Below are 24,424 nucleotides of genomic sequence, written 5' to 3'. Positions count from 1 at the left end.
CCATCCGATCGCAATCTAAAGGGTCGCCTGCGGGCGCGATTGCAGTTGATCGGCGGGGCGCTCGCTTCGATTGCCGCTATCGGCGCCATCGCGGGTGGCCTCGTCGGCTACTGGACTATGTGGAAGACGCTCCGCACCGACGTGTTTCCGGACAAGCAACAGACGCAGAGGGAGGCTACGGCTCGGCCCGACATTGCTCCCCGCTTGTCACTAGTCGTCCTGCCGTTCGCAACCTCAACAACGATCCGGAGCAGGACTATTTCGCCGACGGCATTACGACCGATCTGACGACCGACCTCGCGCAAATGCCCGGCGCGTTCGTTATCGGACGCGGAACGGCCTTTACATACAAGAACAAGCAGATCGACTTCAGAACGCTCGGCAAGGATCTTGGCATCCGCTGGGCAGTCCAGGGCGCGGTGCGGCGCAATGGGGGTCAGGTCCGGGTCAACGTATCACTTACGGATATCGCGAGCGGTCGGGACGTCTGGTCCGATCGTTTCGACGGCGATCGTACGAACCTCGCCGCCTTGCAAGACCAGATCATGGCGCGGCTTGCCCGCTCACTCAACATTGAACTGATCCAAGCCGAAAGCCGTCGCAGCGAGGCGGACCGATGGAGGAATCCAGATGCCATGGACTTCATTATGCGCGGCTGGGCAAAGTTCTATCCGGCGCGGTCGAAAATAGAAATGCTCAGGCAAAGGACTTGTTCGACAATGCGCTACGGCTCGATCCGGACAACGTTGAGGCCATGATCGGGAAAGCGGGGTCTTTAGCCGCTGGTGTGAATAACCGGTGGTCTGCGTCCGTTGTTGAAGACAAGAAACAAGCGATCGACCTCATCGACAGAGTTCTGTCCAAAAGCTCGGCAAACGCCAGGGCTCATAAAGTAAGGAAACATTCTTTTATTTGGACACCCTGAGGAGGCGCATGGCTGAATACGATGCTGCGCTCGAAATTGATCCAAATGATCCAACTGCCTACGCTAGTAAAGCAATCACATTTGTCGTCTCCGGGCGGGCGCGCGAAGCCTTCTCCCCGGCCCAGTTGGCTCTCCGCATCAGTCCGAGAGATCCTTTTGCTTTCCTTTGGCATTACTGGCTCTGCCATGCACACTTGCACGTGCGCGAATATGGAGAGGCCATCGACGAATGCAGGCGCTCGGTCAATCTGAACAACTTGTACTGGTATGCCTATGTAGATCTGACATCGGCCTATGGAGCCACGGGTCAATTGGAACAGGCACAGCAGAGCTTGACTGAACTGAACAAGCTCCGACCAGACTTTACGGTCCAGTGGTACCGTGATCTTGGTTACTCAATCTCAAGCAACCCGCAGTTTCGTCGGGAGTTCGATGACATTGTCGGTGGGCTGAGGAAGGGAGGCGCCCGGGAGCAATAAGGTGAAAGGCTGTTCGCTTGCTGACATTGACGGCCTCTTCCATCTCGAATGTCACCTATTGGCCCATCGCGTCATTTCTCTGCTGTGCAGCAGCCGCGCCGTTTTAGGAGCAAAGCGGACATCACCTTCGGTGCGTCACGCCACCAAAACGCGTCGACCCGAACGTCGTGCGGAGTGACCCGCGAAACCGTTTCCGGTGGCCTTCGTCGCCGAGTGCATGTCGCCTGTGCTGTCTCGGGTTTTCCACGAAGGCCTGCTGCGACTGCACTGCGATCGTACCCAGCAAGGTGAACATGGGCCTGCCTGACCTCCTGCACAGCCGCGATGCTAGCCGTACGGAGTACCCCAAGGCATCTTTTTCGGATTTGACCCGGTGACCATATCGCGCCAGCAAAGTCTCGTCGCCTGCATCTTTCCTCCCGGGAGTTTGGTCATGAGATCGGGCGCGTGTAATCCTTCCGCCGTAGCTTTCGACCGTGGGTTTGTGCACCATGATTGGTGGCCGAGCAGAGAAGCTGAATGTTTCCAAGGTGCCTTGCACGCGGGTAGGGAGGATGGACGTTCCGCCATCATGAGAACACCGCTAGTGTCGCTTGGCACCTTGAACGTTCCGTGCGCGCCGATCGCGAACTATCGCATGGACGTGGCCATGGCTGCCCGTAGCTTTGCTCAATTCGGACATTCACAAAGTAGACTGGCAGGTCCGATATAACCCGGATAGCGGACTACCCGTAAGGGCCTGGGCAGGTTCAACGCTATTCGAAAGCTGTCCGCAGGAGAAGGCTTCGTAGGGAGGTCTTGCAGCGCTAAAGGGTCGCGCGTGACCGGTAGCGGCTGGTTTGTGCGCTTCCGCGACCAGGCCTGTAGGCATCGCCGCCCGCAAGGCCGCGCAGGCAGCGCTCTAGGTCAAGCGGACCGAGCTCAAAGCACAAGGCGTCGAGATAAAGCAACGGGTACAAATACTCCGCCACCGTTCCGGAGCGGGAGCGAAGGCTGAAGGAATAGCCGCGCGACCGCGAACTATAAAATCAGCTCACGACGCGACCCGGCGAACTCCGCAGGCCTAGCTCGTCAGTTCGAAACGGGCTGCACATTTCGACGCTGCACGATGACCTAGTCGGACCCTAAGGCCCGCCAACGAAACTAAACCCCGTCATGTATAGGCTTCCCAATCTCGCAACCCATTCGAATAGCGAGAGGCAAACGAATGCAACAATACCCGCCCGCACGTATGCATACCAACTCCCGAACTGTTCCGGGTGATAGAACCGCATTCCTATGACTGCGAGACCCGTTAGCGGCAGAAGCCAAAAACCGGAAAGCTGAAAAAAGCCAAGAAACACGGCTGCGAGGATAGCAATGCTCGTTGCGTATGATGCCATAAATTTTGCGACTTGAGGCTCGGCAAACCGGCGCCCTCTAGGTCTCCTCCGCGCGCTTCGCGGCGATCTTCTCCTCCGCCGACTTGATCGCTGCCCGCGTCACTATCGAATCGGGCAACGAGAGCAGTTCGGTCAAATACTGCTCCCAAGCCTCCAAAACTGAGAACACGCCCGGCGGCTCTCGGATCCAGTGAGTCATGAACGGAACATTGGCTGTAGCGATTTCATTTGGCTCGTCTATTGTCGTGCTGGTCATCTTTGCCTCCAACTGCTTTGCACGAAGCTGATGCAAACGAGCTAGGCTTTCCAAGCGGCATTTCTTCGCCCCGCTGGCCGCCTCCGCTGCTTCGAGAACCATTCTCGCAGCCTTTAAATGGGTTTCTGGCGTGAAGATCATGCTGAGACTCGTTGCCGAATGCCGATAACCCTAGCACTATTGTCCGTGGTTTAACAGGCCTCGACCTGTTCGCCTTCTCACATGAAGGCAGGCGCACTTGTGGCAAGAAATATTCGTCGGCTCCGCGTCGCTCGCGGTTTGTCTCAAGAAGCCCTGGCCGTAGATGCCGAGATCGACCGAACGTATGTCAGCCGATTAGAACGCGGGCTCGAAAATCCCACGGTCGCTGTTCTCGAACGCCTTGCGAAAGCGCTTTCCTCTGATATCGAAGCACTTTTTCGGGTGCCGCGCGCCGGCGAGCCAACGCCTCGACCGTTGAAAGGTGGGCGACGGCCAAAGCTCTAGTTGGGGATTATTCTTTCTGTCCAGCAATCGTCGGGAGTTGCGTGCGCCGACTCGCGAGTGAGGACAAACTCAGCCATACCGAAATCCCCTCTGCAGATCGCCTCTCAGATCCGCGAAATCATTGACGTTATCCTCGGCACGGTTAGTATACGTTAATCATTTGATTTCGGTATGATCTGTGACATTATTGAGTCGGGCAACTGCGGAGAGAAGTCGTGATGCGCGTCGGCATTTATCTCAGAGTATCGACAGGCGGGCAGACGACGGAAAACCAACGACGCGAGTTGGAAGCAGTGGCGGCCCGATCCGGATGGGAAGTGGTCGGGGTTTACGAGGACGCCGGCATCAGCGGCGCAAAAGGGCGCGAAAGACGCCCAGGGTTCGATCGGCTGCTGAACGACGCCACCGCTCGCAAGATCAACATGGTCGCCGCATGGTCTGTCGATCGGCTGGGCCGCAGTCTCCAGGACCTGGTTGGTTTCTTAACTGAACTGCGAGCACTCGGATGCGATCTTTACCTGCATCAGCAGGCGCTCGACACCAGCACGCCATCGGGGAGGGCGATGTTTCAGATGCTCGGCGTATTCGCCGAGTTCGAGCGCGGCATGATCAGGGAGCGGGTTAACGCTGGTCTCGCCAGGGCGAAGGCGAGAGGAACGAAGCTAGGCCGCCGCCCGGTCGGACCAGCCCTGGAGGAGCGCATCCGCAAGCTCAAAGCTGACGGGATGGGCATCTTGAAAATTGGTAGAACCTTGAAGATCGGCACCAGCGTAGTACAGCGCGTACTATCGGTTTCTGTGTGATGGTCGAGGCGTTGTCTTGCATGGATCATTCAGAACCAAATTTGGTCGATGAGCACTTCCAACCTTTCGTGAGGCCACTTGGCAATCTGGTGATCGCGTTTGCTTTAGCGGAAGCCGAACTGCTCGACTTAGTGTCCGAGATGCTTGGCGGGGACGAAATTAAGGCTGTCGCCGTGCTAAAATCGCGGGATAGTAAGGAGCGGGTCTTGTCTCTGGCCCAATTGATCGGATTGGGCGGCTATGACCTGGAAGAACTTGTGAGCAAGATCGAGTCCTTCTGGCGGGATAAGGAAGATCGCAACCGACTCATCCACGACAGGTGGTTTCCAAATCTCTACGAGCGCAGGGTCGCAACGCGGGGGCTCACGAGGGCGAAGGAGCCTAAAGAGATTTTCGGAACACCAACTATTGAGGAAGTCTGGAGTTTAGCGCGGCGCTTTCAGAGCTATGACGACTTGTTCTCACACCGCGCGTACGTACTCCGGCGAGACCGGGGCGCTACTGTGTGAGCCGTTTCGATGCCTAAGCTTAGCGCTGCGTGATGAACTACTCTGCATCACTTCCATCTCGGAGCATGATCCTTCTTAGATGGGGCGCGTCGGTTTTCGGTCGGTCTCCGAAATTCAGGCGCGCGGCACCAACGTCTGAGCGGAAGGTCACCATATCAGGCGACGCTCTAAGCTGGGGGCTGAGCGCGCGCGCGGGCATGGCTACGACTTCGAGCAGTCGATCCACCGCTACTGCGCATCGCTGCGCGCCGCGGCCAACCGTGGGAGCGAAGGTCCTTCGGAGGCCGCTGCTGAGCGTGCCCGGCTAGCCATGGCGCGGGCGGATTACGCCGAGACAAAGAACGCGATGATGCGCGGCGACCTTGTACCGGCATCTCAGGTCGAGGCGGAATGGTCAGGCGTTTTGCGGACCGTTCGCGCTGGGCTTCTCGCCGTGCCTAGCCGGTGCGCTGCGCGCCTCGGTCACTTGATATCACATGACGTGGCCGAGATTGATGCAAAAATGCGAACGGTACTGATGCGACTTGGGGAAGCTGAAACATGATCCGTTTAATGCTGGCGCTGGCCATAGTTCTCGCGGGAGTTAACGTCGCACCGGCGCAAACGATGCTTGGGGTTGGTACTTACTCATGTGGGGAATGGACGCGCTACCGTTCTTTTTTCGATCGCCAAGACAATGTTCGCGAACGCCTTGCAGCATATCAAACTGCAGTCTTGGCTTGGTGGTTTTCTTTCTGGATACAACATCGGAAGCGGCGGCGTTGACTTTCTCGCCCAGCCCAGCTTCGACGCACTGACCGCTTGGATGGACAACTATTGCAGGTCACACCCTTTGAACGGTGTGGCCGAAGCCGCGGTTGACCTCACAAAAGAGCTCCGGTCGCGTGCAGAACGCAAATCAGAACGTAAGTGACAACATGCGATCGGCGCCAAAGTGCGTGCAGACTGTTGGTAGCGTCTGGTCAGAATCACTAGTCCGCTGGATATTGTTCAGTTTTCAGAACATCAGGGGTTGATTAGCCCGTTGGAGCGCCGCATGCAGGGACAATGGATTGGGGAATACAAGTCAAAAGAGAATGGTCGTATTCTTCTAGATATTGACGATATAGGGCCCAATTTTGCGGGTTATGCTGTGCTTCGATCTTTCAACCGGCAAATGCCGGTGACATTCCTCGGCTTTGCGACGCCCGACAAGTCAAGCACGGCGACGTTGAAATTAATCCCGCTAGCGTTCGATCCTCAGACTTTTAATCCCGAACCCGCGCCGCGTCATTTGCCAATCAGGAGAAAAAATCGTGAGAAAACAATGCCTGCATGCCAATGATGGCTCCCGGGCTGGATGCAAGCTAATTTCATAAGCTGTTGTTTAACGAAGATTTCTGACCTCGACGCGATCTCGACCGGCTTCGATACTGTCATGCGATACTGTCGTTACCTTGAGAAACGGTGATCAGGGGTTCCCAATCTTATTTAGTACCCCGAACGACGCGAAGATCATTCCGCCGACGATTGTGAGAACAGTCATAGCCCTAGCGGCCAATTCGCCCTCGCCCAAGAGGGCGACTAACGTAAAGCATACCAGCCAAGTGCACATGACGGCGGCTGGGCCGTGGGCACGCAAATTCAGCGCGATGTTGCTAAAGAAATTCATTCTGTCGCCTCCGATTTCATCCTGAACTGGCAGCCGAACGCAATATGCCGGAAACCGAGAAAATCACCTTTGCCGAACTCCGCGAGAGGGGCGCGAGTAGGGTGATCGTCTATTGCCACGACTACACCTGCAGCCACAGTGTCACCATGGAGGCCAGCCGCTGGCCTGATCACCTACGCCTTTCCGACATCGAAGGCCAGTTCACCTGTACAGCTTGCGGCAAGCGTGGTGCCGATGTCCGACCGGACTTCGGTTCGATCAAGCGGCGCGCCTTGCAGGCATGATTCTGCACCCGATGCGACAACTGCCGGTGGGCGAGGACCATCCTGACAGTCCCTTCCTTGGAGATCGCGCTTGCGACTGCGGCGGGGCTGGCGCGCCTTGCCCGGTGTGCAATCAAGTCGATCCGGCTGATCCTGATGACATGCCCGAAATGCCGGACGATTTCATTCCCGATGATGCGAAGCGCAAAATGCGCTACGCTGCTCAGGAGATGACAGAACGCCGGGCAGGTCCTTTGGAAACGCGATCTCTGGAAGAGTACGAACGGCAGACCGCCGATCATGAGCGGGCGATCGGCAAGATCGTGATCGCATGGAACCAATATCAGGAAACGCTCGGCACATTGTTCGCCAATCTCTTTAGCCACAGCGATTGGCCGCTTGCGCTCTCGGCTTGGCATGCTCTCGACAGCGATAGATCGCAAAGAAAAATGTTGGTTGCCGCTGCGCGGGCGAAGTTGAAACCGAACAACCCGTTGCTCACAGAGTTCGAGTGGTTGATCAACAATAGCGATAAGATCGCGGATCAGCGCAACATCGGCATCCACATGCCATTGATGAGGGCGTCCGAGCGAGACGGCAGCACCCGCGTTCTGCCGCATGCTATATTCGGAAACCCGAAGGCTGCGAGGATGAACGGGCGCGATCTTCTCAAAGAATATGCTCACTTTGAGCGTCAGATCAGGAAGATGTTCTCCTATGCGGTCGCGCTCGATTTTGCTCTCACACCGGAACATAAGCGCCGGGACAAGGCGAGCTTGCCGGAGCGACCAAAGCTGACGCCGTTCTCACCGTCGGCTTCGTAGCATAACCTTGAGTGAGCAATTATTAGGAACGATCGCGGTGGAACTGCATTCAGGCCCAATGACGCGCTACCACTTCGATGTTCGTCACCCAGACGGCTTGACCTTGGACGAGGAAGGCATGGAACTGCCATCGGCCGAAGATGCGTGGGTCGAAGCCGCACATGCCGTCGCTGAATTGGCGGTGGATGCCCTTCCTGATAGAGCCGAGCATGGTTCGAACCATCAGATGGAAGTCGAGGTCCGGGACAATGGCGGCGCAGTTCTGCTAGTGAAGGTTTCTTTCGAGGCACGTCGGCTTCGTCTAGACGCCTAGGTAATGGCCGAAACTGATGCAGAAAGGTACCGCCAAGAGGCGGAAGAGTGCCGCAAGCTCGCGGCGAGAGCAATGAGCCTGCACGACAAGGATGCTTGGCTCAGCCTTGCGGCGGACTGGATGAAGCTCGCGGAGAACGCCGCCGAACGCCGACTGCGATTATTCGGAGATGAATGAGACCCCCCACGCGCTGGTACGCTACCTAGCACTTCTGACGCCAAGCTCAGTTATCTAAAATCTGGATGCCGCCATCACGACGATGACGAGCAGCGCTGCTGCAATCCCCACAATGCCTTCGGCGGTGAGATGTAGTCCCCGGAAGCTGACCTGCAGTCGATTGCGCATGAGATAGCTCTCCATTGAAAAAAATCGTGAGAGCCTTTGGGGAACGATGTATTTGGGTGCTGACGTAGCGGGCCGTCAATGGCGAATGCGCCGGACAGACCCTTTGGTAGGGAACTTCGTGCTCGCGGCAAGGGATTGATATGACGCTGCAATCTGCACCGCCATCAAGCTGCTGTGTCACTGGCGTGTCAGTATTGTCCACAGTTCTGATGTCGGGATCGTCGATGCCGTCCAGCACCCCTCAGGCAGCCCCTGTGAATAATCGGGACAAACGTTCCAATCCTCATGTTGCACCCCGCATTGTGCGACCGTGGACGCAGTGATTCGCAAGGAAGGCCGCAGATGAATTTCGGATGGCTAGGCGCTACGAATGCCTCCAGAAAGGCTATTGAGCCCGTGACGAAATACCTGTTTATCGATGGTGGGTTTATCGAAAACATGATCCCAAAGGCAGCCGCTTTCTTGGGAATGGAGCTGAATTCGTCGCTTGACTACAGGGCCATAGCGGGAGGGTTTCAGCGCACATTCTATTACGACGCATTGCCGTCTCGAAAGGACAATGACACCGACGAATCGTTCAACACGAAGCTAGTCGCGAAGCTCAAACTGTTTGATCGCGTGAATCGCACACCATTCATGCACACGCGCGAAGGAATTACCCGAAGTCGATCCACCAGAAGGATGCTTGAGCAAAAAGGGGTCGATATCCTGTTAGCCATTGATGTTTACAAGCACGCCTCGCTGAGAAACATGGCTGAGGCCCACATCATGACGACGGATCTTGATTTTTTCCCTCTCTTCGAGGCGTTGCGCGATACGCCGGTATCGGTGCATCTACACTGCTACGCTCCGGAAACTTCGGAGGAGTTGATGTCGCTTGCCGATGTCGTCATTCCCATCACGCCATTTACGATCTTGCGGTGGCTCCAGTATCCAGAGCGGGAGAAAATCGTCGACCGCACGACGACTGCGGACTTTCAGCCGTCGACTGTCTTCAAAGAAGGCGTTTGCGAAGGTTTACCATACCTCATCTACCAAGAACCGCGTCTAGGCGAACGGTGTTTTTTGGGGCAATCGATGGCAATCAATCCTCATGTACTTGCTCGTTCGGATCGGTGGGAGCTGATCGTGGCTGAGTTCGAGGACAATCATAAGAAGCGTGTGTACTTCGACGCATAAGCGGCAGCGGCTCGCGTTTCAACGAGCCCCGGTCAGTGCGCGAAGCTGGCCGAGTTTTTCTTTTTAAAGTCACAGTCCGCTGTGTTGTAGGCCCTTGCTTAGCAGGATGGGCAGCGTGCTATCGCGATCGCTCCAAGGGGGGGCACATGTTTGAGAATGTTACAAAGTACTGGCCTTTCATCACGCTTTGTTCCGTGGCCGTCGTCTCAGTCTTCAACATGGGGTACTTTTACCTCATCGGCTATCATTTCATCGGAGTGATGGACCTAAGCAACGTCGTCTACCCGGTGGGGCTCGTGCTTTGCCTTGTCATACCGGCGACCGCGTTCTTTCCGTTGGATGTAGTCGAACAGGTGCGACAGGCTGCGAAGCAGCCGGATGCCACGACAAAGTTTACCGGGCCGATGAAGGTAGTCTTCGGCTTCGTCATGGCTTTCTTCGCGATCTCGCTCTTTTTCACTGACAGATTTCTATCCGTGATGACGCTTTTTGCCATTTGCTTCTCGGCAAGCACGCTCGTCGGAACGATAGGCGCTTACATCGTTTGGCAGCAACGCAAGTCATGGACGGTCTTGGCTGCGCCAGTAGGCGCGGGGCTGCTCACAACCCTTTGGATAGGTGCGACCTTCGCTCAACACGAGGCCCTGTATTCAAAGCGAACTTACAAATTTCAGACGAAGGAGGCTGAGTATCCTGAGGCGCGGATTGTCCGAGCCTCGTCCAGCGGGTTTATCATCAGCCACGACAAGAAATTCATTTTTGTACCATCAAGCGAGGTCAAACAAATCTCGGAGATCAATTCGAGTTTCTAACCGCTCGCATGCGCGGCGCGGGTGCTGGCACTGCAGCTTGGCGACGACGCGGCCGACGATGCCGGACCGAGCAGCCCGTATGCGCCAGCTCGGTGGCGACGTCGCGCAGGAATGGATCGCGCTCGCGCTGATCAATCGGGCGGGCGGCGTCCACCACAATGCGGAGAATGGGGGCATGATCAATGGCAAGTTGTCCGCAATCACGTGGGTGCTGGGAGACGACTGGGATATGCTTGATCCTTGCGACACCTTATTGGCCGTCGCCCGAGAATGCGAAACTGGGCACGTTCATTCCCTGTTTGTGAGGAGACAACCGGCACTAGTTAGGCGAAGGCTTTTACACATGCTTTACGTACGCCGCTGATTGATGCTCCGTGTCGCAATCCGTCTGAAGGTCAGCCTCAAGTTCTAAGATGATAATGTGAAGCAGACTTGCGGCGAGTGGATCGGTGACTTCCCGCTCCAGCAGCCGATAGCGCGCGATCTGAACTTCTTGCTCTCTGAATTTGCGTTCTGTCATCATGTTATGCCTCCAACTAGTCGACGCGGCGGAGGGCGAGTTGTTCGCTCAAATTTTCGGAAAAATTTCTATGGTTTACAATTGGTGAAGTTGCGCTGGCCATATTCAAGATCAATTTGGCGCGAAGTGTTCGTAGCACCTCAGAGAGACCCTGTCGCCCACCTAACATTTGTTAGTCCGTCAAGGTGTGACTTCTCATACTTAGAGCCGAACTGCGCGTCGGTCGTGCTCGGTTTTGTTGTCCGCCACGTTTCGGACGTTCTGGGCTCGTTACATTTGCGCGGGCCGATTCGGTGAGCTTATCGGTTGGCTCGGCACGGCTCCCGCCTCACCATGCCCCCAAGCCCCGGGCGGGGCCGTGCTCAGCACGTAGGCATCGGTTGGCGAAGAGTTGCTTGAGACGCTTACAATTAAAGCGAAAGTATAATAAGCAACTTTCCAGCCGCGCCTAACATTTGTTAGTCCGACGGTCCTTCGCGCAGTGCAACGTCCTTGGTTGCAGAAGAAGGTCCGCCAATGAAAGATTATCAAAAACATCTTGAGAAGCTGCGCGTAAGGACGCAGCCGAATGTGCGCTGGTCCGAGACTTGGCTACTGACAAAGCGAAGTGCGAATGTTTGATCGGCTTGCGCGGCATTGACCAACTAGCCGATGAGGTTGAGCGAGCTATGAGTGCCCGAGAGGCCGGCTAGGCGTTGTGATGATCAGACGCCGCCTTGCAGCGGAAGGCGATAACCCTGCTCGGTCATCCATCTGGCACGCGAGAGATGGCTTTCGAAGGCTAGCCGCGCGCGCGGTCGGCCTCGGTGTCCGGGTCAATGCGCAGCACGATCCGAGAGACATCGCGCCAGTCGGCGCCCTGTTGATCAGCATCAAGCAAGCGCATGTACGTGATCATGTGCTCCTCATCATACTCGGTGTTGGTCCGGCTGGCGCTACGCCAGCGATATGAGGATCGAGTGGCGGCGTTTTATAGGCACGTCTCGCGGGCTGGGGCGGAGGGTAGCGAGGTCAACACAGCACTGCGTCAAGTTTAGGTCGGCACGCTTCGCGGGCGTTCTCCGAGCCCGGACGGCGACTTAACTCATCTGTGCCTTGCAGCCGCAATTGTTCTGTCTAAGATCGAAGCCGTTGCTGATATTGCTTTCTAAGTGGTTTAGAGGGAGGTATTTATGAGACAGCTCGTGCTCGCATCGTCATTCGTAATGCTAATTGCTACCGCCCATGCGCAGGGTATCACGCGCGATGAACTTAAGAGAGCAGACCTGACTGGAAAGGACATGGACGTCATCGTTACTATCTCCACTGTTCCGCCCGGAGAAAATCTTCCAAGGCATATCCACCCGGGCGAAGAAGTCGTTTACGTGCTCGAGGGCGCGACGCTTGAACTACTGGATGGAAGCCAGCGGCAATTCCCCACTGGAGCGGCCATAATAAACATCCGTAACGTACCTCACGCGGGGTTCAAGGTTGCAGGCGACAAGCCGTTGAAGATGTTGACCGTCCACATCGTGGATAAAGGAAAGCCCGTCACTGAAGTCGTGAAGTGACACTATTTCGGGGATAGCCGTGCTCTGCTCTTGCTCGCTCAGAGCACGGCGAAGCATCGAATTATTTGTGGGTACCGTACTGATTTCCAGTACTCGGGTTTTGATATTGCCCACCCTTGTGGGACGAGCCTGAACCTCCAATGTATGTGCCGTTATGGCTAGAGGTGTGATGGCCTCCACCATACGATACGCGGCCGCCGCCGTGACCACCACCCTTAGCTTGCGCCAGTGTCGTTGAGCAAAGCAGTGCTATAGTGACGAGGGTAATTCTCTTCAAAACAGTTCTCCCCAAATCCCCAGATCGCCCACCGATTTGAGCGACATTCTGTAATCATAGACACTGCCTCTCGACTTCAAGTTGGAACTCGTTCGTGCAAACACGACTAAGGTCTAGTCGGCGATCGTCATGTGAGACCATACAGATCATGTGCTGCGGCCTCAACGCTCCTCATCAGGATGCACCTACTTGTAAGGCGTAATCTCCCGCTGCACCGTCAACTTGATCATGCGGACCGGCGGCTTATAGCGGCGCGTACCGCATGACCGGCATCGGAAGGAAGGCTCTAGCTTCCAGATCGGCGTATCGCGCGCCCTGCGGATAGCATCCAGCGGCAGGCTAACCCGCGTCTTGCATCGGCAGCATTCGATCTCTAACCAGCCATAACCGCCATTGAGGCATTGGCCGATCGTTGGGGACGGCTGCGCTGGCCCGCCGTAGCCTTCCATGCGGACAGACCACGCTTCTGCCTCAGCGCGATCGGCCGCACGGGCAGCCTTCTTAGCTTCTTGGCGGGCCGTTTGGGCGCGCATATGCGCGCCCATGATCCGGCCGCCCCCAGATGACCTCGCGTTTTTCGTGCTCATGGGCGGCCATTACAGCGCCACCGAAGCCCCTGAGCAATCCACGATACTTAGCTGCTTATCGGGCCTGTGCTGCTTTACCTTGGTCAAGCGTCTCGCTGAGCGTCCCTTCAGCGGTATAGTAGGACGGCGCACAGCAGTGGCTTGGTGTTGCGTTTCGGTCACCCATGCTCCGCTCACCGGCGATAAGTTCAGTCGTTTTTTGGGAGCGAGGCATATGGATGTTTATTTGAACACCAGACGTGATCTGCTCGTTGTGAAGAAGGGATGCCCGATCCCTGCCGCTGCGGCGCTGGGAAAATGGCGCAAGAGCAAGAAGAGGGTTGCTAAAGTAAGCGGGGAGATTAGGTCGGCTCTTGAGAGGCAGGGCTACTACATGCGCAAGCTGAGAGACGTGCATCGTAGCAGAGATTAAAATGTGCAATCTCTACAGCATCACCACAAACCAAGAAGCCATGCGCGCTCTCGCGTGATGAACCGCTACGTCGGTAACCTTGCGCCCATGCCGGGCGTGTTTCCCGACTATCCCGCGCCGGTCATTCGGAATGCGGGCGCAGAGCGCGAGCTTGTCCGTATGCGTTGGGGCATGCCGCCTCCGGTGAAGACGTGTTGCGGATGTTGGTCACGGGCGGCCCGCCTGTGCGAGGCGCGCATTGACGCGGGTGGCTGAAGCCGGAAAGCCGATGTCTCGTGCCAATCAATAGCTTCCTTGAATACGCGCCAGAGCCGAACCCCGAGACCAAGAAAGAGGACGTCGTCTGGTTCGCCATCAATGAGGATAGACCGCTGACCTGCTTCGCGGCCATTTGGACTGAGTTCAAGGGCGATCGTGGCACGAAGTCGAAGCCGGTACCGGGGCCTCATAACGCCTAGGCTTCCTCACGACGTCACCGAACGCAATCGTCGAGCCGATCCATCCGAAGGCTATGCCGGTCATTCTGATGACTGATGAGGAGCGTGATGTTTGGATGCGCGCGCCGTGGCATGAGGCCAAGATGCTGCAGCGGCCGTTGCGGGATGACGCCCTCAAGATAGTTATGCGTGGGACGGAAAAGGAAGACAGGATCGCCGCATGAAACTCAGCCGGGCAGCAAGACGCTTGGTTTAGGTTCGTCCGCAGCTTGAAGCAGATGTATCCGAAGGGCGATAAGCCCGGCGAGCGGCGTCAAGCCATACGTCGCTGAGAACTTGCCGGATGCCTGAAGAAGGTTTCAAGGTTCACAGGTTCACCGCTGTCCTGCCAGAGCAGCATTTGACCGAGACTGGCGGCCACCGCGATGCGGTGGTGCCCTCCGACCAACGTGCCGTCATGCGTTGCCTTTGCGATGATCTCCCCGGTCTCGTTCACGATGTTTCTCATAGCCGAACAGGATCGACTTCTGTCGTTCACCGACCAAATTCGCGACCTTCATGTCTGTTCCTATACCCGCAATGGTCCGCAGCCGGTCAAGCCTTGTGTCGGGCGGCTGCGCTTTGCTAAGCACGACAGATACCCATGGCGGCGCTCCGGTACCGTGCGGGCCGGTGACCAACATCCGCAGTACCTCTTCAGTGCAGCCACCTAGCGGACGGACAGGATTGGCTTGATAGAAAGCCGTCGCCTTGTACGAGTGGTTAGCCTGCGCAGTCCTTGCCCCACCCAAGAGCCGTGCTTGGCCTCCGAGAATTCTGAACATGTGTTAATGGAACCGGGAACGAGAATTCTCGCCGAAGATTAAGTATGGCGAGGCCGTCGCCCGCCGTTAACGAAACGGCGCATGTCGCGGATAGCCAAAGGTCTTCGGACCCGCTGTTCAAAAACAAGCGCTCGCGCACGATAGCCAAAGGCGACGGTCTCCGTGTCATCCGATTGGCAGCCGCTCTCGCAAGCGGAGTGTTCCGTTATGCGCAAACACGTCGATATAGACCACAAGCACAGCCGTGTCATCGTTCAGAAGATTGGCGAAAGATTGCGGACATCATTGAAACCGGAACTGGAAATGCCAGCGAGATTTCGGACGCAAATAGACCGGTTGCGGGAGATGGAGCAGCGCTCACCCTCATCATCGCAACGCAAACAGTCTCAGTGAAGCCCCGAATTCCCCCTTGCCTTAGAAGTCTCGCGACGAAAGTCCTCTCAGAGCAGTCCAATCAGGATGAACGCGGCGACTTCGGTAAGGAACGTGATACTCATAATGACGATAGTCAGGAACACGTCGCCCTTCGAAAGTGGGGTCATAGCGCGCCTCATGGTCCGCCAGCCCAATCGGTAAATTCAGCTACATGAGAATGGTTTCGGTTCCGCGCGCGGCGTTGCTTGATGCCGGAACCTCAGGCAAGAGTTCTTGAGGAACGGCCTAGCAGTCTTGCCGTTATCGTGCTCTCCACAGGGAAGGATAACGATGATGGATCGAGAACACGTGAAAGGCGTTGCCGATAAAGCGAAAGGCGCAATCAAAGAAGGCGCCGGCAAGCCCACAGGCGACAAGAGCATGGAAGCCGAAGGCAAGATGGACAAGGCTAAAGGCTCCGCGCACAATGTAGCAGGCGATGTGAAGGATGGCCTGCGCGATGCCGCAGATGCTGCAAAAAAGTAAGAAGCTGAACGACAAAAAGTAAGAAGCTGAACGACCAAGAACTAGCCGCCTACGAGCGGCTTCTTCTTTGATCCATCGGAAGCTACGCAATCCAAGTACAAAAGCGGCAGCTTCCTCGTGGCGGAGAAACCGCTCCCGTTTAAGCATCGGAGGACTGCCCGAACGCTAATGGCGCGTTGATAGACCTTCCAGGACTTGGCTCATGTCAGACTCCTCAAGCCCATCAGCACTGGCGCACTCGCAAGGCATGCCCGCCCCACACTGACAGCCCAGTTCTTCGCTCCAAGCCCTTTTGGGTGATTTTCGCTCCCAGAAGCAGGTCATGCAGGGAGGATTAGTCCTTCCGATGAAGTCCTTTGAACGAACTGGCACGTAGCAAACCTTCCGACGTGATGTCCCGGTATTCCACGTCGGCAAAGAATTTCGGTTCTACCCAAGTTGCCTTAGGCTTCCTGATAGGCCGGGTTAGCTTTGACTTCGGGGTAACCACTGTGTCGAGCTGCTTCCTGATTTGGCTAGAGACAGTACGAGACCAGCCAGTCCCAACTTTGCCCAAGTACAGCAGCTCGTTGCCTTCCTGCTTGCCGAGATAAAGGGCTGCGACGCCGCTAGGGTCTTTGATGAACCCGACGACCGGAAACTTGCCGTTGTGAACGGCCTTGATCTTGAGCCAGTTCTCATTGCGCTCGGATCGATACGGGGCGTCGGCTCGCTTAGAGATGATGCCTTCCCAATTCAGCTTGGTGGCATGCTCAAACATTTTTTGACCATCGCCGACCAGATGCTCGGAAAACAGCACAGGCAGCTCGATATCGTTTTCGCCGAGCAGGTCTAATAAGAGCTGCTTACGTTCGATCTGTGGCTTCTTGCGGAGGTCGCCGTCCCGCCAGAGGAGATCGAATGCGTAAAAGACCAGCCGACCTTGTCTGCCTGCGGCTAACTCAGCTTGAAGCTCAGAGAAATTGGTGCGGCCTTCATGGACTACAACTACCTCGCCATCGATAATGGCTTCGCCCGGGATAGCGAGCGCGCCAGCGATCTCGGTGAACCGCTTCGTCCAGTCCAGACCGTTGCGCGTGTAAACTTTCTTGCGTCCGTTCTTCAGATGCACCTGAATGCGATAGCCATCGTACTTGATTTCATGAAGCCATTGATCGCCCTTTGGAGCCTTGGCCTTCAGGGTGGCAAGCTGGGGTTTAATGAACCCCGGCATCTCAATACGCTTTGGCACTCGGGAAAACTCGCAAACAAAAAGACCGCCCCACCGTGGGGGTGACGGCGGGCATTTTACCTGCTTCCTGAAAATCTCGAACAATCTGGGGGGAGCAGTCACTCTTGCCACTACCAAGAAAGGTGGCGCGAGAGCGGTCATCGGATGTCCGTTTGAGCCGGAAGCTGACGTTGGCCGCGACCTACCCGCCGTCAGCTATGGGGGCAGAAGCCGACCTGCGGGAGCGCATGCCCTTACGCTGCGATTTGTTGGATGATGCATCAAAAATCTCATACTTCCGGCCGTGTCGATTACGATCTAGGATATCTCTCAAGGTCTGAAACAGAGATGAGATAATTGCTCTGCGAGAGCAGCGTCATGGCAAACGCGCTTGTCGTCCATAAGGATAGGCTACCTCGGTTACAGAGAGGTCTTCGGGCAGCGCAGTACGTCCGCATGTCCACCGATTATCAACGATATTCAATTGAAAATCAGGCCGCAGCGATCGCGGCGTATGCGCAACTGCACCAGCTTTCGATCGTTCGTACATATCGCGACGAAGGTGAGAGCGGCTTGAGGATCAAGAACAGGAGCGGCCTCACCAAATTGTTGGACGACGTCCAATCAGGGGCCGCTGATTTCGGCCACATTCTCGTCTATGATGTAAGTCGTTGGGGACGCTTTCAAGACATTGATGAGAGTGCGCACTACGAATTCATCTGTAAGCAAGTCGGGATCAAGGTCAGTTATTGCGCTGAGCTATTTGACAACGATGGGAGCCTCTTATCGAGCATCGTGAAGAATATTAAGAGAGTAATGGCTGCAGAATACAGCCGAGAGCTGTCGGCCAAGGTTCAAGCAGGCAAGCTGCGCTTCGCGAAAGCAGGATTTTTGGTAGGTGGAACGGTGGGCTATGGTCTGCAGCGGCTCGCTGTCGACAAGGATGCTCGGCCGAAAGGAATTCTTGCGGAGGGCCAATGTAAATACCTGATAACAGATCACGTGAGAGTTCAGCCAGGACCGGATCATGAAAAAGAGATCGTAAAGTGGATATTCCAGGAATACCTTCGAGGGAAATCGCAGGCGGAGATCGGGAAGGCACTCAACCTGCGAGACGTACCAAGTAAAACAGGGCGACCGTGGACGCAGCCGGCGATAAGAGACATCCTGAGGAATGAGGCTTATGTTGGTACACTCATCTACAATCGCTGCACTCAAAAGTTAGGAGCAAAAAGGACTACAAATCCAAGAGATATTTGGATTAGAAGCGACGGCTGCGTCGAGCCGATCGTTGATCAGGATGTATTTCTCCGAGCGAGGAAACGCGCGGAGGAGTATCACGTCAGGATTTCCGAAGAAGAAATGTTGGTTCGTCTGCGGAAAGTTCTGATGAAGAGGGGAAGGCTGAGCGCCGAAATCATTGACACCACGCCGGGCCTACCCAGTAACACCACGTATATCAATCATTTCGGCTCTCTTCGCAATACTTACCGATTAATCGGCTACGACAACACAAAGTTTTGGGACGATCTAAAAGCAAACCAGCGCTGGGTGAGTTTGAACGGCGCAAATGGAATGTTACTTCGCGACGCATTCGAGAGGTCGGGGGCGCGAGCTACATTTGATGCCTCGATAGAATGTTTGCGGGTAAACGATGATGTGAACATCTGCTTTGGGGTGGCTAAATGCCGGAAATGGAGAGGCCGGTTGCCGCTTTGGACGCTGCGTCGTCGAGCGAAACAGCCGTTGGGGTGGACTATAGCGATAAGACTTGGCGAAAAAAATGAAGCCATCCTGGATTACCTTCTATTGCCTACGCCACCTCTAACCAGGACATGGATATGGTTCTCGGAGAAGAGCCTCGCCGCCCGCAATATAGAATCCTTTGCAAACTTCGAAGCGGTCGCCCGCTCGCTTATTCGGCGCGTAAAGAAGCGGCGGGCAGCTCAGCAACTAAACGGGAGCGGTCGGGGACGACGCGCTCAAGGTCGAAGTACGAGACAGGCCGCGCCTGCAAGCCGCTCGGTGACAGCCATGGGACGAAGAAGAAAGTAAAGACTAGAAGCGTTCTCGGTCCCAGTGTGCTGGAGATCGCATTCAGCGCCATCGCCAACGAGAATTCGGCAATCGTGTAGTTTTTGATACCTTCGCTGATTGAGACGTCATAGAGCTTTTCGACGACATGCCACTCAGCCGGTAAAACCTAGCTAACGGAAAAGCCCCCAGAGTTAGCTCCGGGGGCTCTTAGGCCGTTTGGTCGGGTACATCCGCCGACTATCGACGCTTTCTTTACCACGCCACCGGATCATGGTCGATTTGCGGCAGCGGCAGTCGCGAAGGTGATCTCGTTATCGCGTCCGAAGTCCAAACCGCTTCCAAAGCGCATTCGTAATCTTTTTTTGCGCAGATAATCCAATTGCCGCACCAGCATCCGAGCCCGGACGCGATCGACTTCACTGCGGCGTGATCCCGGCGCGGGCCACATCCGCAGATATGCTCGGCGATCGAGTTCGGCATGTTCTCGCCAATGTAGCCATCGACCCTCCGCAAGGTCACCGCAAGGTCAAGTATGGCTCAGAGCCGGGCGGACAACACTTCAGACGACCCGGCTTGCTGATTGCATCCTTGTAGGCCGGATGAGCCTTGATCGCCGGGCGATACGTAATGTGCGGTTCTGCCGGCGGGGCTGCTGGAGCTGGCACAGCTGCCAATGCCGGATTATCAGGCTGCGGCAGCGTAGCAGGTGCCAAGCCAGCGATTACCGCATCGGCGTGTGCTCGAAACGACTTGCAGACCATTTCTATCGCGTCAGAGACCTGAGACTTGCAGACGGTGACTACGTTATTCAGCCCGCTTGCCTCGAAGACGATCGGAACGGCTCGGCCGGTGTGCTCGGCAAGGCGCTCAGCCAACCCGACGAACTCCGCGCCAACTTCGGTCAGCATGCGAACAAGCAGCTCGACCTCGGCAGCGGTTTCAGCCCGGAGCTTGAGGTCAGCCATTTCTGCCTTAGACTTTTCAAGCTCCGCGAGCTGCTGATCGACGTGAAGCAGGGCGGTTTTCAACGTTGCGGCACGATCTTGCGCAGCGAAGGACATTTCGGCAGCGGCAAGCGTCGCCACTCACGGCGGCGTCCTTTGCCAATGTCGTCTGCCGCGTAACTCCCGCCTCGCATTCGGTGAGCTTAGCAGACAAGCGCTCGCGGTTGGCTTTGGCGGCCTCGATCTCGCGCTGCAGGCTTTTTCGGATTTGAAGATTTAAAGAGAGCCATTTGTTAGACCTCCATGTTTATTTTTCGAGTAGCTTCATCGAGCGTGTGAGCGATCGGCATTACGGCGGTAGGCGGCAGGCGGGGACCAGAGCTGCCCGTGATGTCGTAGCCGCCGAAGCCACTGGCCTTGCCGTACGCGCCGATGAAGTCAGTCGATTCACGACACAGCCACCGTCTGCGTTTCGCGCTGGCGCATCGCCAGCCACTTCTCAATGACAGGTGACGTGCGCGGCGCGATGGCAGCGGCGAGCAGATCAGGCGCCCGTGTCCAATTCTTCCGCTGTCAGCCAGAAGCGACCGGGGAGTTCGATGTCGTGTTCGGCGGCGCGCTGCCGGACGATGGCGGCGGCTTGGTGCAGCGGCGCAGAGAAGAACGCGACCTTCTTATCATGATCGGCACTAGCGAAGTGACGAGTGACGGTTCGCAACACATCGATGATCTGCTCGGTGCTAAGCACAGCCCAGCTCTCGCCGTTATGTGCAAACACGATGTGCACTGGCTTACCGTCATCGACGTCGGAGAGGCGATTGATGATCTCAAGCTGCAAGTTCGATTAGCAGTCAAGCATGGCCATTGGTCCTTCGTCGTCGGTGAGGGAAGCGCTCAAAATCACCGTTCCAAATTGCGTGGATGTACGAGCTCGTTCAGGCGCCAGTAACGAAGCCCACTGGCGGCAGCATTGAGCCTTGCGAGGGGGCCGGATCGTAGCTTGTACCCGGGGGGTTTGGCGCTTTCGCTGAAAAATGCAATTTCTTCAAGGGTGTTTGGAGGAGCGGTGATCCTCGAGAGGGACGAGGTACCATGCGGAGGAGCGGAGGGCCCGCTGTTGGTTATTATGCTAGTCAGAAAGGCCCCTGTTCAATAGTCCTACTTTAAAGCCAACTCCGTTCTCAGAAACTTGTGAGGCATTCGAGTGAGCGGCCAACCGAGGGCCTTCCGGCCGTCTGCTTTGTTTGACCATCTCCGAAACTCCCAGGCGTCACATCCGCATTGCCCCCCTAGAGGGGGGCAAATGTGACGTGACACGTGATAGGCGCTGTCACCAAACGTCACTGTGACGGGTTGTGACACTATGTGACAGGCCACACGACGTCCTCCCAAATGCAGATAAGGCCTGCGTTTTTTAGCGTCACATGGATGCGGCTAAATTGCTCTCGGGGATTGCCTTTCGCGTTGATGATCGAGAGTTTTTCGAGCCGACTGCGCCAAACCTTCATTGTGACGCCTGTGACGCCCGCCGGGACGTGCTCGTCGACGGGTCGAGATGCTGCGCCGTCGGCTATACATTCGTGTAGGGCGCGTAATGCAGCCCGCGGAATGGGCTTCAGTGTGGGCTTCTTCTTGCCGCTGTCGGCCGCGCTGGCGCTGGTCAGCTCGTCGGCGAACTCGGTGGTCACGATCGCGGTAGTGATCGGCTCGCCATCCTCATCCCGGCCGAGTTCGAAGGGCTCAAGCTTGAATTTCGCGACGGCGCGCTCAGGCTGGTCATTACCCTTGATAACCTGCGCCACCTTGATGGTCTCCCCGCTGATCTGCACCATGACGTCCACGTCGCCGACGTGGGCGTTGCTGCCACGTGCGCCGCGGTTCTCGTCTTTGCCGGTGTGTCCGACCAGAGCGATATGCACGTTGAGCTGGGCGTGTATATTGCGCAGATTAGCAGCGGCTCGGTTCTGGTCTCGGGCCTTGTCCTCGTCGCCACCGCTCGCCGCGATGCCCTTGGCATAGGTGTCAAGGATGATCAGCCCCACTTCGCGACCAAACTGCTGCTCGGCTGCCCTCACGGTTGAAACGATGATCTCCACGCAGCTTGGATTGAGCAGGTCAATGATTGCGTCGGCCACAGCGATCGGCAGGCCTGCCAGCTCGTCGCGCTGGTGGTAAACGCGCAACCGGCGCTTGAACAGGTCGCCGCGCTCCAGCGCCAGCACCACTACGCCACACTCTACTTTTGCCCGATGCCCTCGCCAGTCGATGTGTGCGGCGCAGTGCACGGCTATCTCGGTCAGCAGCGCCGACTTGCCGGCGCCTGGCGGCGCGATCCACGCGGAAGTTTCGCCGCGCGCAATGATTCCTTTTAAGATCCATTGCTTATTGGCATAAGCGCCGCACTCGTCAAAATAGGTCAGCTCGAGCGCCTTGGTCGCAATGACGCCGGCTTCACGTATCGGCGATACGCTGCCGTAGTCATCCGGCTCGTTGCCGGGCGGCAGCTCGCCAAGGTTTTCGACTGTCGGCAGCGCGCTGCCGAAATTAGGTGCCTTTGGTCGTGATTCCTCCATTGGGCGGTGATCGGGTGGTGCGACGGTTGCCGCTGCCATGAGGGTTTGCACGACCTTTACTGAGAGGCCGTGGCGCTCGCCCATCTCGTGCACGTTATCAACGAGCTGCTGCCACTCGTTCGGCGTTGCCTGGGGGGATGCGAGCCGCAGAATCTCTGTTGCTGCCCGGGTGAATTGCCTTGCCAAGGATTGTCGATCTACATTTGCCAGTATCCGGTCCCAACTCTGCAGCGCCTGGAATGCTTCCGAAGGGATTTCTATCGCGCCCCTTTCGACGTCGATACCAGCGCCGTCGCACCCCGACGAAATTGCGTCTCCGATGATCTTTTCGATCTCCAGCGCAGTTTCGCTTCCGGGCCCGCCGCTAAGGCCGTGATTGTTCGCCAGGTTGAGCAGAAAGTGGAACGCATCGAGGGGATTGAGGTGTTCAAGACGTGGCAGGCCAGACACCAGTGTGCGAAATGCCCCGAACCTTTCATCGACGGAAAATCGCGCCAACTGGCTCGCGAGGGGTTTTTCCTCCGCGTCTGCAAACTCCGGTGGAGCCTCTCGGTCAGCGGTTTCGGCCTGCGCGGCGTGCATCAGTCGGCCTCGTTACCGATGAGACCAAGCTCAACGGCCTTGCGCAATGATTTTTCGAGTCCCTTCGAAAGTCCGGGCAACCGAGACATCGAGATACACGGTCGCTCGGTGTGGGGCTGCGTTGCTGATTTGGTCGCCAAGCGCACGGTGCGGCTTACCTGTTATGCAGCGCGACCGCGGCGCTCGGCCTCCTCTTTGAGGCGGCGCTCAACGTAAGCCTCAATGCTGCGCCACAGGATCTTGCGCGAGCTCCCTTCACGGTAGCTCTCCAGCTCGCCCGAGTTGAGAAGCTCATAGATTTTTCCGCGCCCAATCTGCAGCGCGGACATTGTTTCGTTCACGCTCGCAACAATCGGGCGACTGTCGGTGAACGTGACTCCCTCGAATCGAGTTGCTGACATGGTTGTATTTCCTCGTTCTGGCTTAACCAAACGAACAACAGAGAATGCTCATAAAGTAAAGGAGAATCTTGGCACAAGCCGTTGTAAAGATTGCCAAAAGTATCCCACTCGTAGACCACCAATTCCCCACCAATAGAGCACCAGTTCCCCAATAGTAGAGCACCAGTTCTCCACCAGGGGAGAACCCAAGCAGCTATTCGCTATGGCCTATTGAACGGATGTCCATCGTGAGGAGATCACAAGTCCCGCACCGCGGGTCTGCTGTCTCTCACAGTCAGCGAGCAAAGCCGTGGGATCTCAAGCGTGTGGATTGACGATGTTCACATCCAGGAGCACGGGAGCTCGCGGATATCCAATCCTCTGAACGGCATTGATTGCATTGCGGTTTGCGCCCGCTGCCGAAAAAGCTACGGGAAAAACCCACGGTCAGCGCTGGTCGCTGCCGCAAGTGGTCCTTCGCATCGGTTGGCGGGACACGCGCGCAGGACGGTACGACAGCCGAATTATGCGGCCTTGATAACGCGCTGGAATGTACTTTTTTGCCTTCGCGATGCTCAGCAAAGCTGCGGTGATTACATCACTTAGACTCTCTGTTCACCGCGTTTGAAGCGTCCGACAGGATGCCCTTCAGCTTCGCCTGCGACTGCTTCCCTGATCTTGGCGCGTGCGCGAGGCTTTCCAAGCGCAGTTTCTTCGTTCCCGTGGCCGCTCCGGCGGCCCGAAGAATCATGCTCGCTATCTTCATGTGAGCTTCCAGCGTGATCTTCATCGGAGCATCCGTAGCTTGGCCAGGTGTCTCAATGTCTCAGCTGACTCAGTGGTGTCCCATCCGTTTTTCACGCGGTGGTTCAGCTTGTTTGGGTCGGCAATGTGGCCTGCGTGCTTGCTCTAAGGGGCCAGGGTAGGGTGGAGGATGTCCCCTAACGTCTTTGGATACAAACAG

General features: G+C 56.6%; 26 protein-coding genes and 2 pseudogenes. 17 read left to right on the top strand and 11 right to left on the bottom strand.

The genetic code is table 11. The features are described 5' to 3' along the window. Positions 1-119: 119 nt before the first annotated feature. Positions 120-758 (top strand): hypothetical protein, encoded by a 639-nt coding sequence (locus HCN58_RS36105; RefSeq protein WP_235983900.1) that lies wholly within the window; start codon positions 120-122, stop codon positions 756-758. A gap of 175 nt (positions 759-933) precedes the next feature. Continuing rightward, on the top strand, positions 934-1,404 hold the full coding sequence (locus tag HCN58_RS36100; protein WP_235983898.1) for a tetratricopeptide repeat protein: 471 nt from the start codon (positions 934-936) through the stop codon (positions 1,402-1,404). Positions 1,405-2,823: 1,419 nt separating this feature from the next. Here HCN58_RS36100 and HCN58_RS26195 read toward each other — a convergent pair. Further along, entirely contained in the window at positions 2,824-3,183 is a 360-nt protein-coding gene (locus HCN58_RS26195) for a hypothetical protein (RefSeq protein ID WP_171582258.1), read from the bottom strand. A gap of 81 nt (positions 3,184-3,264) precedes the next feature. Between HCN58_RS26195 and HCN58_RS26190 the strand changes: the two genes are divergently transcribed. The 11 genes from HCN58_RS26190 (at position 3,265) to HCN58_RS26140 (ending at position 10,227) form a co-directional block, all read left to right on the top strand. Continuing rightward, entirely contained in the window at positions 3,265-3,528 is a 264-nt protein-coding gene (locus HCN58_RS26190) for a helix-turn-helix domain-containing protein (RefSeq protein ID WP_171582257.1), read from the top strand. A gap of 218 nt (positions 3,529-3,746) precedes the next feature. Further along, positions 3,747-4,331, top strand: a complete 585-nt coding sequence (locus HCN58_RS26185) for a recombinase family protein (protein WP_171582484.1) — start codon at positions 3,747-3,749, stop codon at positions 4,329-4,331. Positions 4,332-4,351: 20 nt separating this feature from the next. Continuing rightward, a complete protein-coding gene (locus tag HCN58_RS26180) occupies positions 4,352-4,840 on the top strand; it encodes a hypothetical protein (RefSeq protein WP_171582256.1) in 489 nt (162 codons plus the stop codon). A gap of 676 nt (positions 4,841-5,516) precedes the next feature. After that, positions 5,517-5,753: a hypothetical protein gene (locus HCN58_RS26175; RefSeq protein WP_171582255.1), complete on the top strand. Its 237-nt coding sequence runs from the start codon at positions 5,517-5,519 to the stop codon at positions 5,751-5,753. A 123-nt stretch (positions 5,754-5,876) separates the two neighbouring features. Continuing rightward, on the top strand, positions 5,877-6,164 hold the full coding sequence (locus tag HCN58_RS26170) for a hypothetical protein (protein WP_171582254.1): 288 nt from the start codon (positions 5,877-5,879) through the stop codon (positions 6,162-6,164). Between the two features lie 371 nt (positions 6,165-6,535). Next, complete coding sequence (locus tag HCN58_RS26165) at positions 6,536-6,775, top strand: hypothetical protein (protein ID WP_171582253.1); 240 nt, start codon at positions 6,536-6,538, stop codon at positions 6,773-6,775. Further along, positions 6,772-7,578, top strand: a complete 807-nt coding sequence (locus tag HCN58_RS26160; RefSeq protein ID WP_171582252.1) for a hypothetical protein — start codon at positions 6,772-6,774, stop codon at positions 7,576-7,578. The genes HCN58_RS26165 and HCN58_RS26160 overlap by 4 nt, the downstream gene beginning before the upstream one ends. Before the next feature lie 37 nt (positions 7,579-7,615). Then, the gene (locus HCN58_RS26155) at positions 7,616-7,891 is read left to right on the top strand and encodes a DUF6894 family protein (RefSeq protein WP_171582251.1); all 276 of its coding nucleotides are present in this window, start codon (positions 7,616-7,618) and stop codon (positions 7,889-7,891) included. A gap of 3 nt (positions 7,892-7,894) precedes the next feature. Continuing rightward, entirely contained in the window at positions 7,895-8,068 is a 174-nt protein-coding gene (locus HCN58_RS26150) for a hypothetical protein (protein ID WP_171582250.1), read from the top strand. Between the two features lie 510 nt (positions 8,069-8,578). Beyond that, positions 8,579-9,415, top strand: a complete 837-nt coding sequence (locus HCN58_RS26145) for an NYN domain-containing protein (RefSeq protein ID WP_171582249.1) — start codon at positions 8,579-8,581, stop codon at positions 9,413-9,415. Between the two features lie 146 nt (positions 9,416-9,561). Then, a complete protein-coding gene (locus HCN58_RS26140) occupies positions 9,562-10,227 on the top strand; it encodes a hypothetical protein (RefSeq protein ID WP_171582248.1) in 666 nt (221 codons plus the stop codon). A gap of 337 nt (positions 10,228-10,564) precedes the next feature. On the opposite strand, the gene HCN58_RS26135 is transcribed toward HCN58_RS26140, so the two are convergent. Both HCN58_RS26135 and HCN58_RS26130 read right to left on the bottom strand, forming a co-directional pair. Beyond that, positions 10,565-10,750, bottom strand: a complete 186-nt coding sequence (locus tag HCN58_RS26135) for a hypothetical protein (protein ID WP_376701221.1) — start codon at positions 10,748-10,750, stop codon at positions 10,565-10,567. Between the two features lie 701 nt (positions 10,751-11,451). Continuing rightward, positions 11,452-11,695: pseudogene (locus tag HCN58_RS26130) on the bottom strand (DNA -binding domain-containing protein). 224 nt (positions 11,696-11,919) lie between these two features. On the opposite strand from HCN58_RS26130, the gene HCN58_RS26125 reads away from it, so the two are divergent. Next, complete coding sequence (locus tag HCN58_RS26125; RefSeq protein WP_235983896.1) at positions 11,920-12,297, top strand: cupin domain-containing protein; 378 nt, start codon at positions 11,920-11,922, stop codon at positions 12,295-12,297. 462 nt (positions 12,298-12,759) lie between these two features. On the opposite strand, the gene HCN58_RS36095 is transcribed toward HCN58_RS26125, so the two are convergent. Continuing rightward, on the bottom strand, positions 12,760-13,119 hold the full coding sequence (locus tag HCN58_RS36095; protein WP_235983894.1) for a hypothetical protein: 360 nt from the start codon (positions 13,117-13,119) through the stop codon (positions 12,760-12,762). Positions 13,120-13,574: 455 nt separating this feature from the next. On the opposite strand from HCN58_RS36095, the pseudogene HCN58_RS36085 reads away from it, so the two are divergent. Further along, a pseudogene (locus tag HCN58_RS36085) lies at positions 13,575-14,234 on the top strand (SOS response-associated peptidase family protein). An 89-nt stretch (positions 14,235-14,323) separates the two neighbouring features. Here the strand turns inward: HCN58_RS36085 and HCN58_RS26120 are convergent. Then, positions 14,324-14,506, bottom strand: a complete 183-nt coding sequence (locus HCN58_RS26120; RefSeq protein ID WP_235983891.1) for a hypothetical protein — start codon at positions 14,504-14,506, stop codon at positions 14,324-14,326. Between the two features lie 1,036 nt (positions 14,507-15,542). On the opposite strand from HCN58_RS26120, the gene HCN58_RS26115 reads away from it, so the two are divergent. Further along, complete coding sequence (locus tag HCN58_RS26115) at positions 15,543-15,734, top strand: CsbD family protein (RefSeq protein WP_171582246.1); 192 nt, start codon at positions 15,543-15,545, stop codon at positions 15,732-15,734. Between the two features lie 334 nt (positions 15,735-16,068). Here HCN58_RS26115 and ligD read toward each other — a convergent pair whose 3' ends face one another. Beyond that, the gene (gene ligD / locus HCN58_RS26110; RefSeq protein WP_311966871.1) at positions 16,069-16,965 is read right to left on the bottom strand and encodes a non-homologous end-joining DNA ligase; all 897 of its coding nucleotides are present in this window, start codon (positions 16,963-16,965) and stop codon (positions 16,069-16,071) included. A 357-nt stretch (positions 16,966-17,322) separates the two neighbouring features. On the opposite strand from ligD, the gene HCN58_RS26105 reads away from it, so the two are divergent. Further along, complete coding sequence (locus HCN58_RS26105) at positions 17,323-18,999, top strand: recombinase family protein (protein ID WP_171582245.1); 1,677 nt, start codon at positions 17,323-17,325, stop codon at positions 18,997-18,999. Positions 19,000-19,496: 497 nt separating this feature from the next. Here HCN58_RS26105 and HCN58_RS26100 read toward each other — a convergent pair whose 3' ends face one another. From HCN58_RS26100 to HCN58_RS26080, 5 genes are all read right to left on the bottom strand, one after another. Then, the gene (locus HCN58_RS26100) at positions 19,497-20,066 is read right to left on the bottom strand and encodes a hypothetical protein (RefSeq protein WP_171582244.1); all 570 of its coding nucleotides are present in this window, start codon (positions 20,064-20,066) and stop codon (positions 19,497-19,499) included. A 403-nt stretch (positions 20,067-20,469) separates the two neighbouring features. Beyond that, positions 20,470-20,763 carry a hypothetical protein gene (locus HCN58_RS26095; protein ID WP_171582243.1) on the bottom strand — a complete coding sequence of 98 codons (294 nt, stop codon included), beginning with the start codon at positions 20,761-20,763 and terminating at the stop codon, positions 20,470-20,472. Between the two features lie 523 nt (positions 20,764-21,286). Then, positions 21,287-23,080 (bottom strand): AAA family ATPase, encoded by a 1,794-nt coding sequence (locus HCN58_RS26090; protein ID WP_171582242.1) that lies wholly within the window; start codon positions 23,078-23,080, stop codon positions 21,287-21,289. 161 nt (positions 23,081-23,241) lie between these two features. Next, positions 23,242-23,481, bottom strand: a complete 240-nt coding sequence (locus tag HCN58_RS26085) for a helix-turn-helix domain-containing protein (protein WP_171582241.1) — start codon at positions 23,479-23,481, stop codon at positions 23,242-23,244. 577 nt (positions 23,482-24,058) lie between these two features. Continuing rightward, the gene (locus HCN58_RS26080; RefSeq protein WP_171582240.1) at positions 24,059-24,250 is read right to left on the bottom strand and encodes a hypothetical protein; all 192 of its coding nucleotides are present in this window, start codon (positions 24,248-24,250) and stop codon (positions 24,059-24,061) included. Positions 24,251-24,424 lie beyond the last annotated feature (174 nt).

The sequence above is a fragment of the Bradyrhizobium australiense genome (genome assembly GCF_013114825.1).
Taxonomy (GTDB): domain Bacteria; phylum Pseudomonadota; class Alphaproteobacteria; order Rhizobiales; family Xanthobacteraceae; genus Bradyrhizobium; species Bradyrhizobium australiense.
Note: the sequence above shows the minus strand (reverse complement) of the source record. Positions and strands in the feature narration are given on the sequence as shown.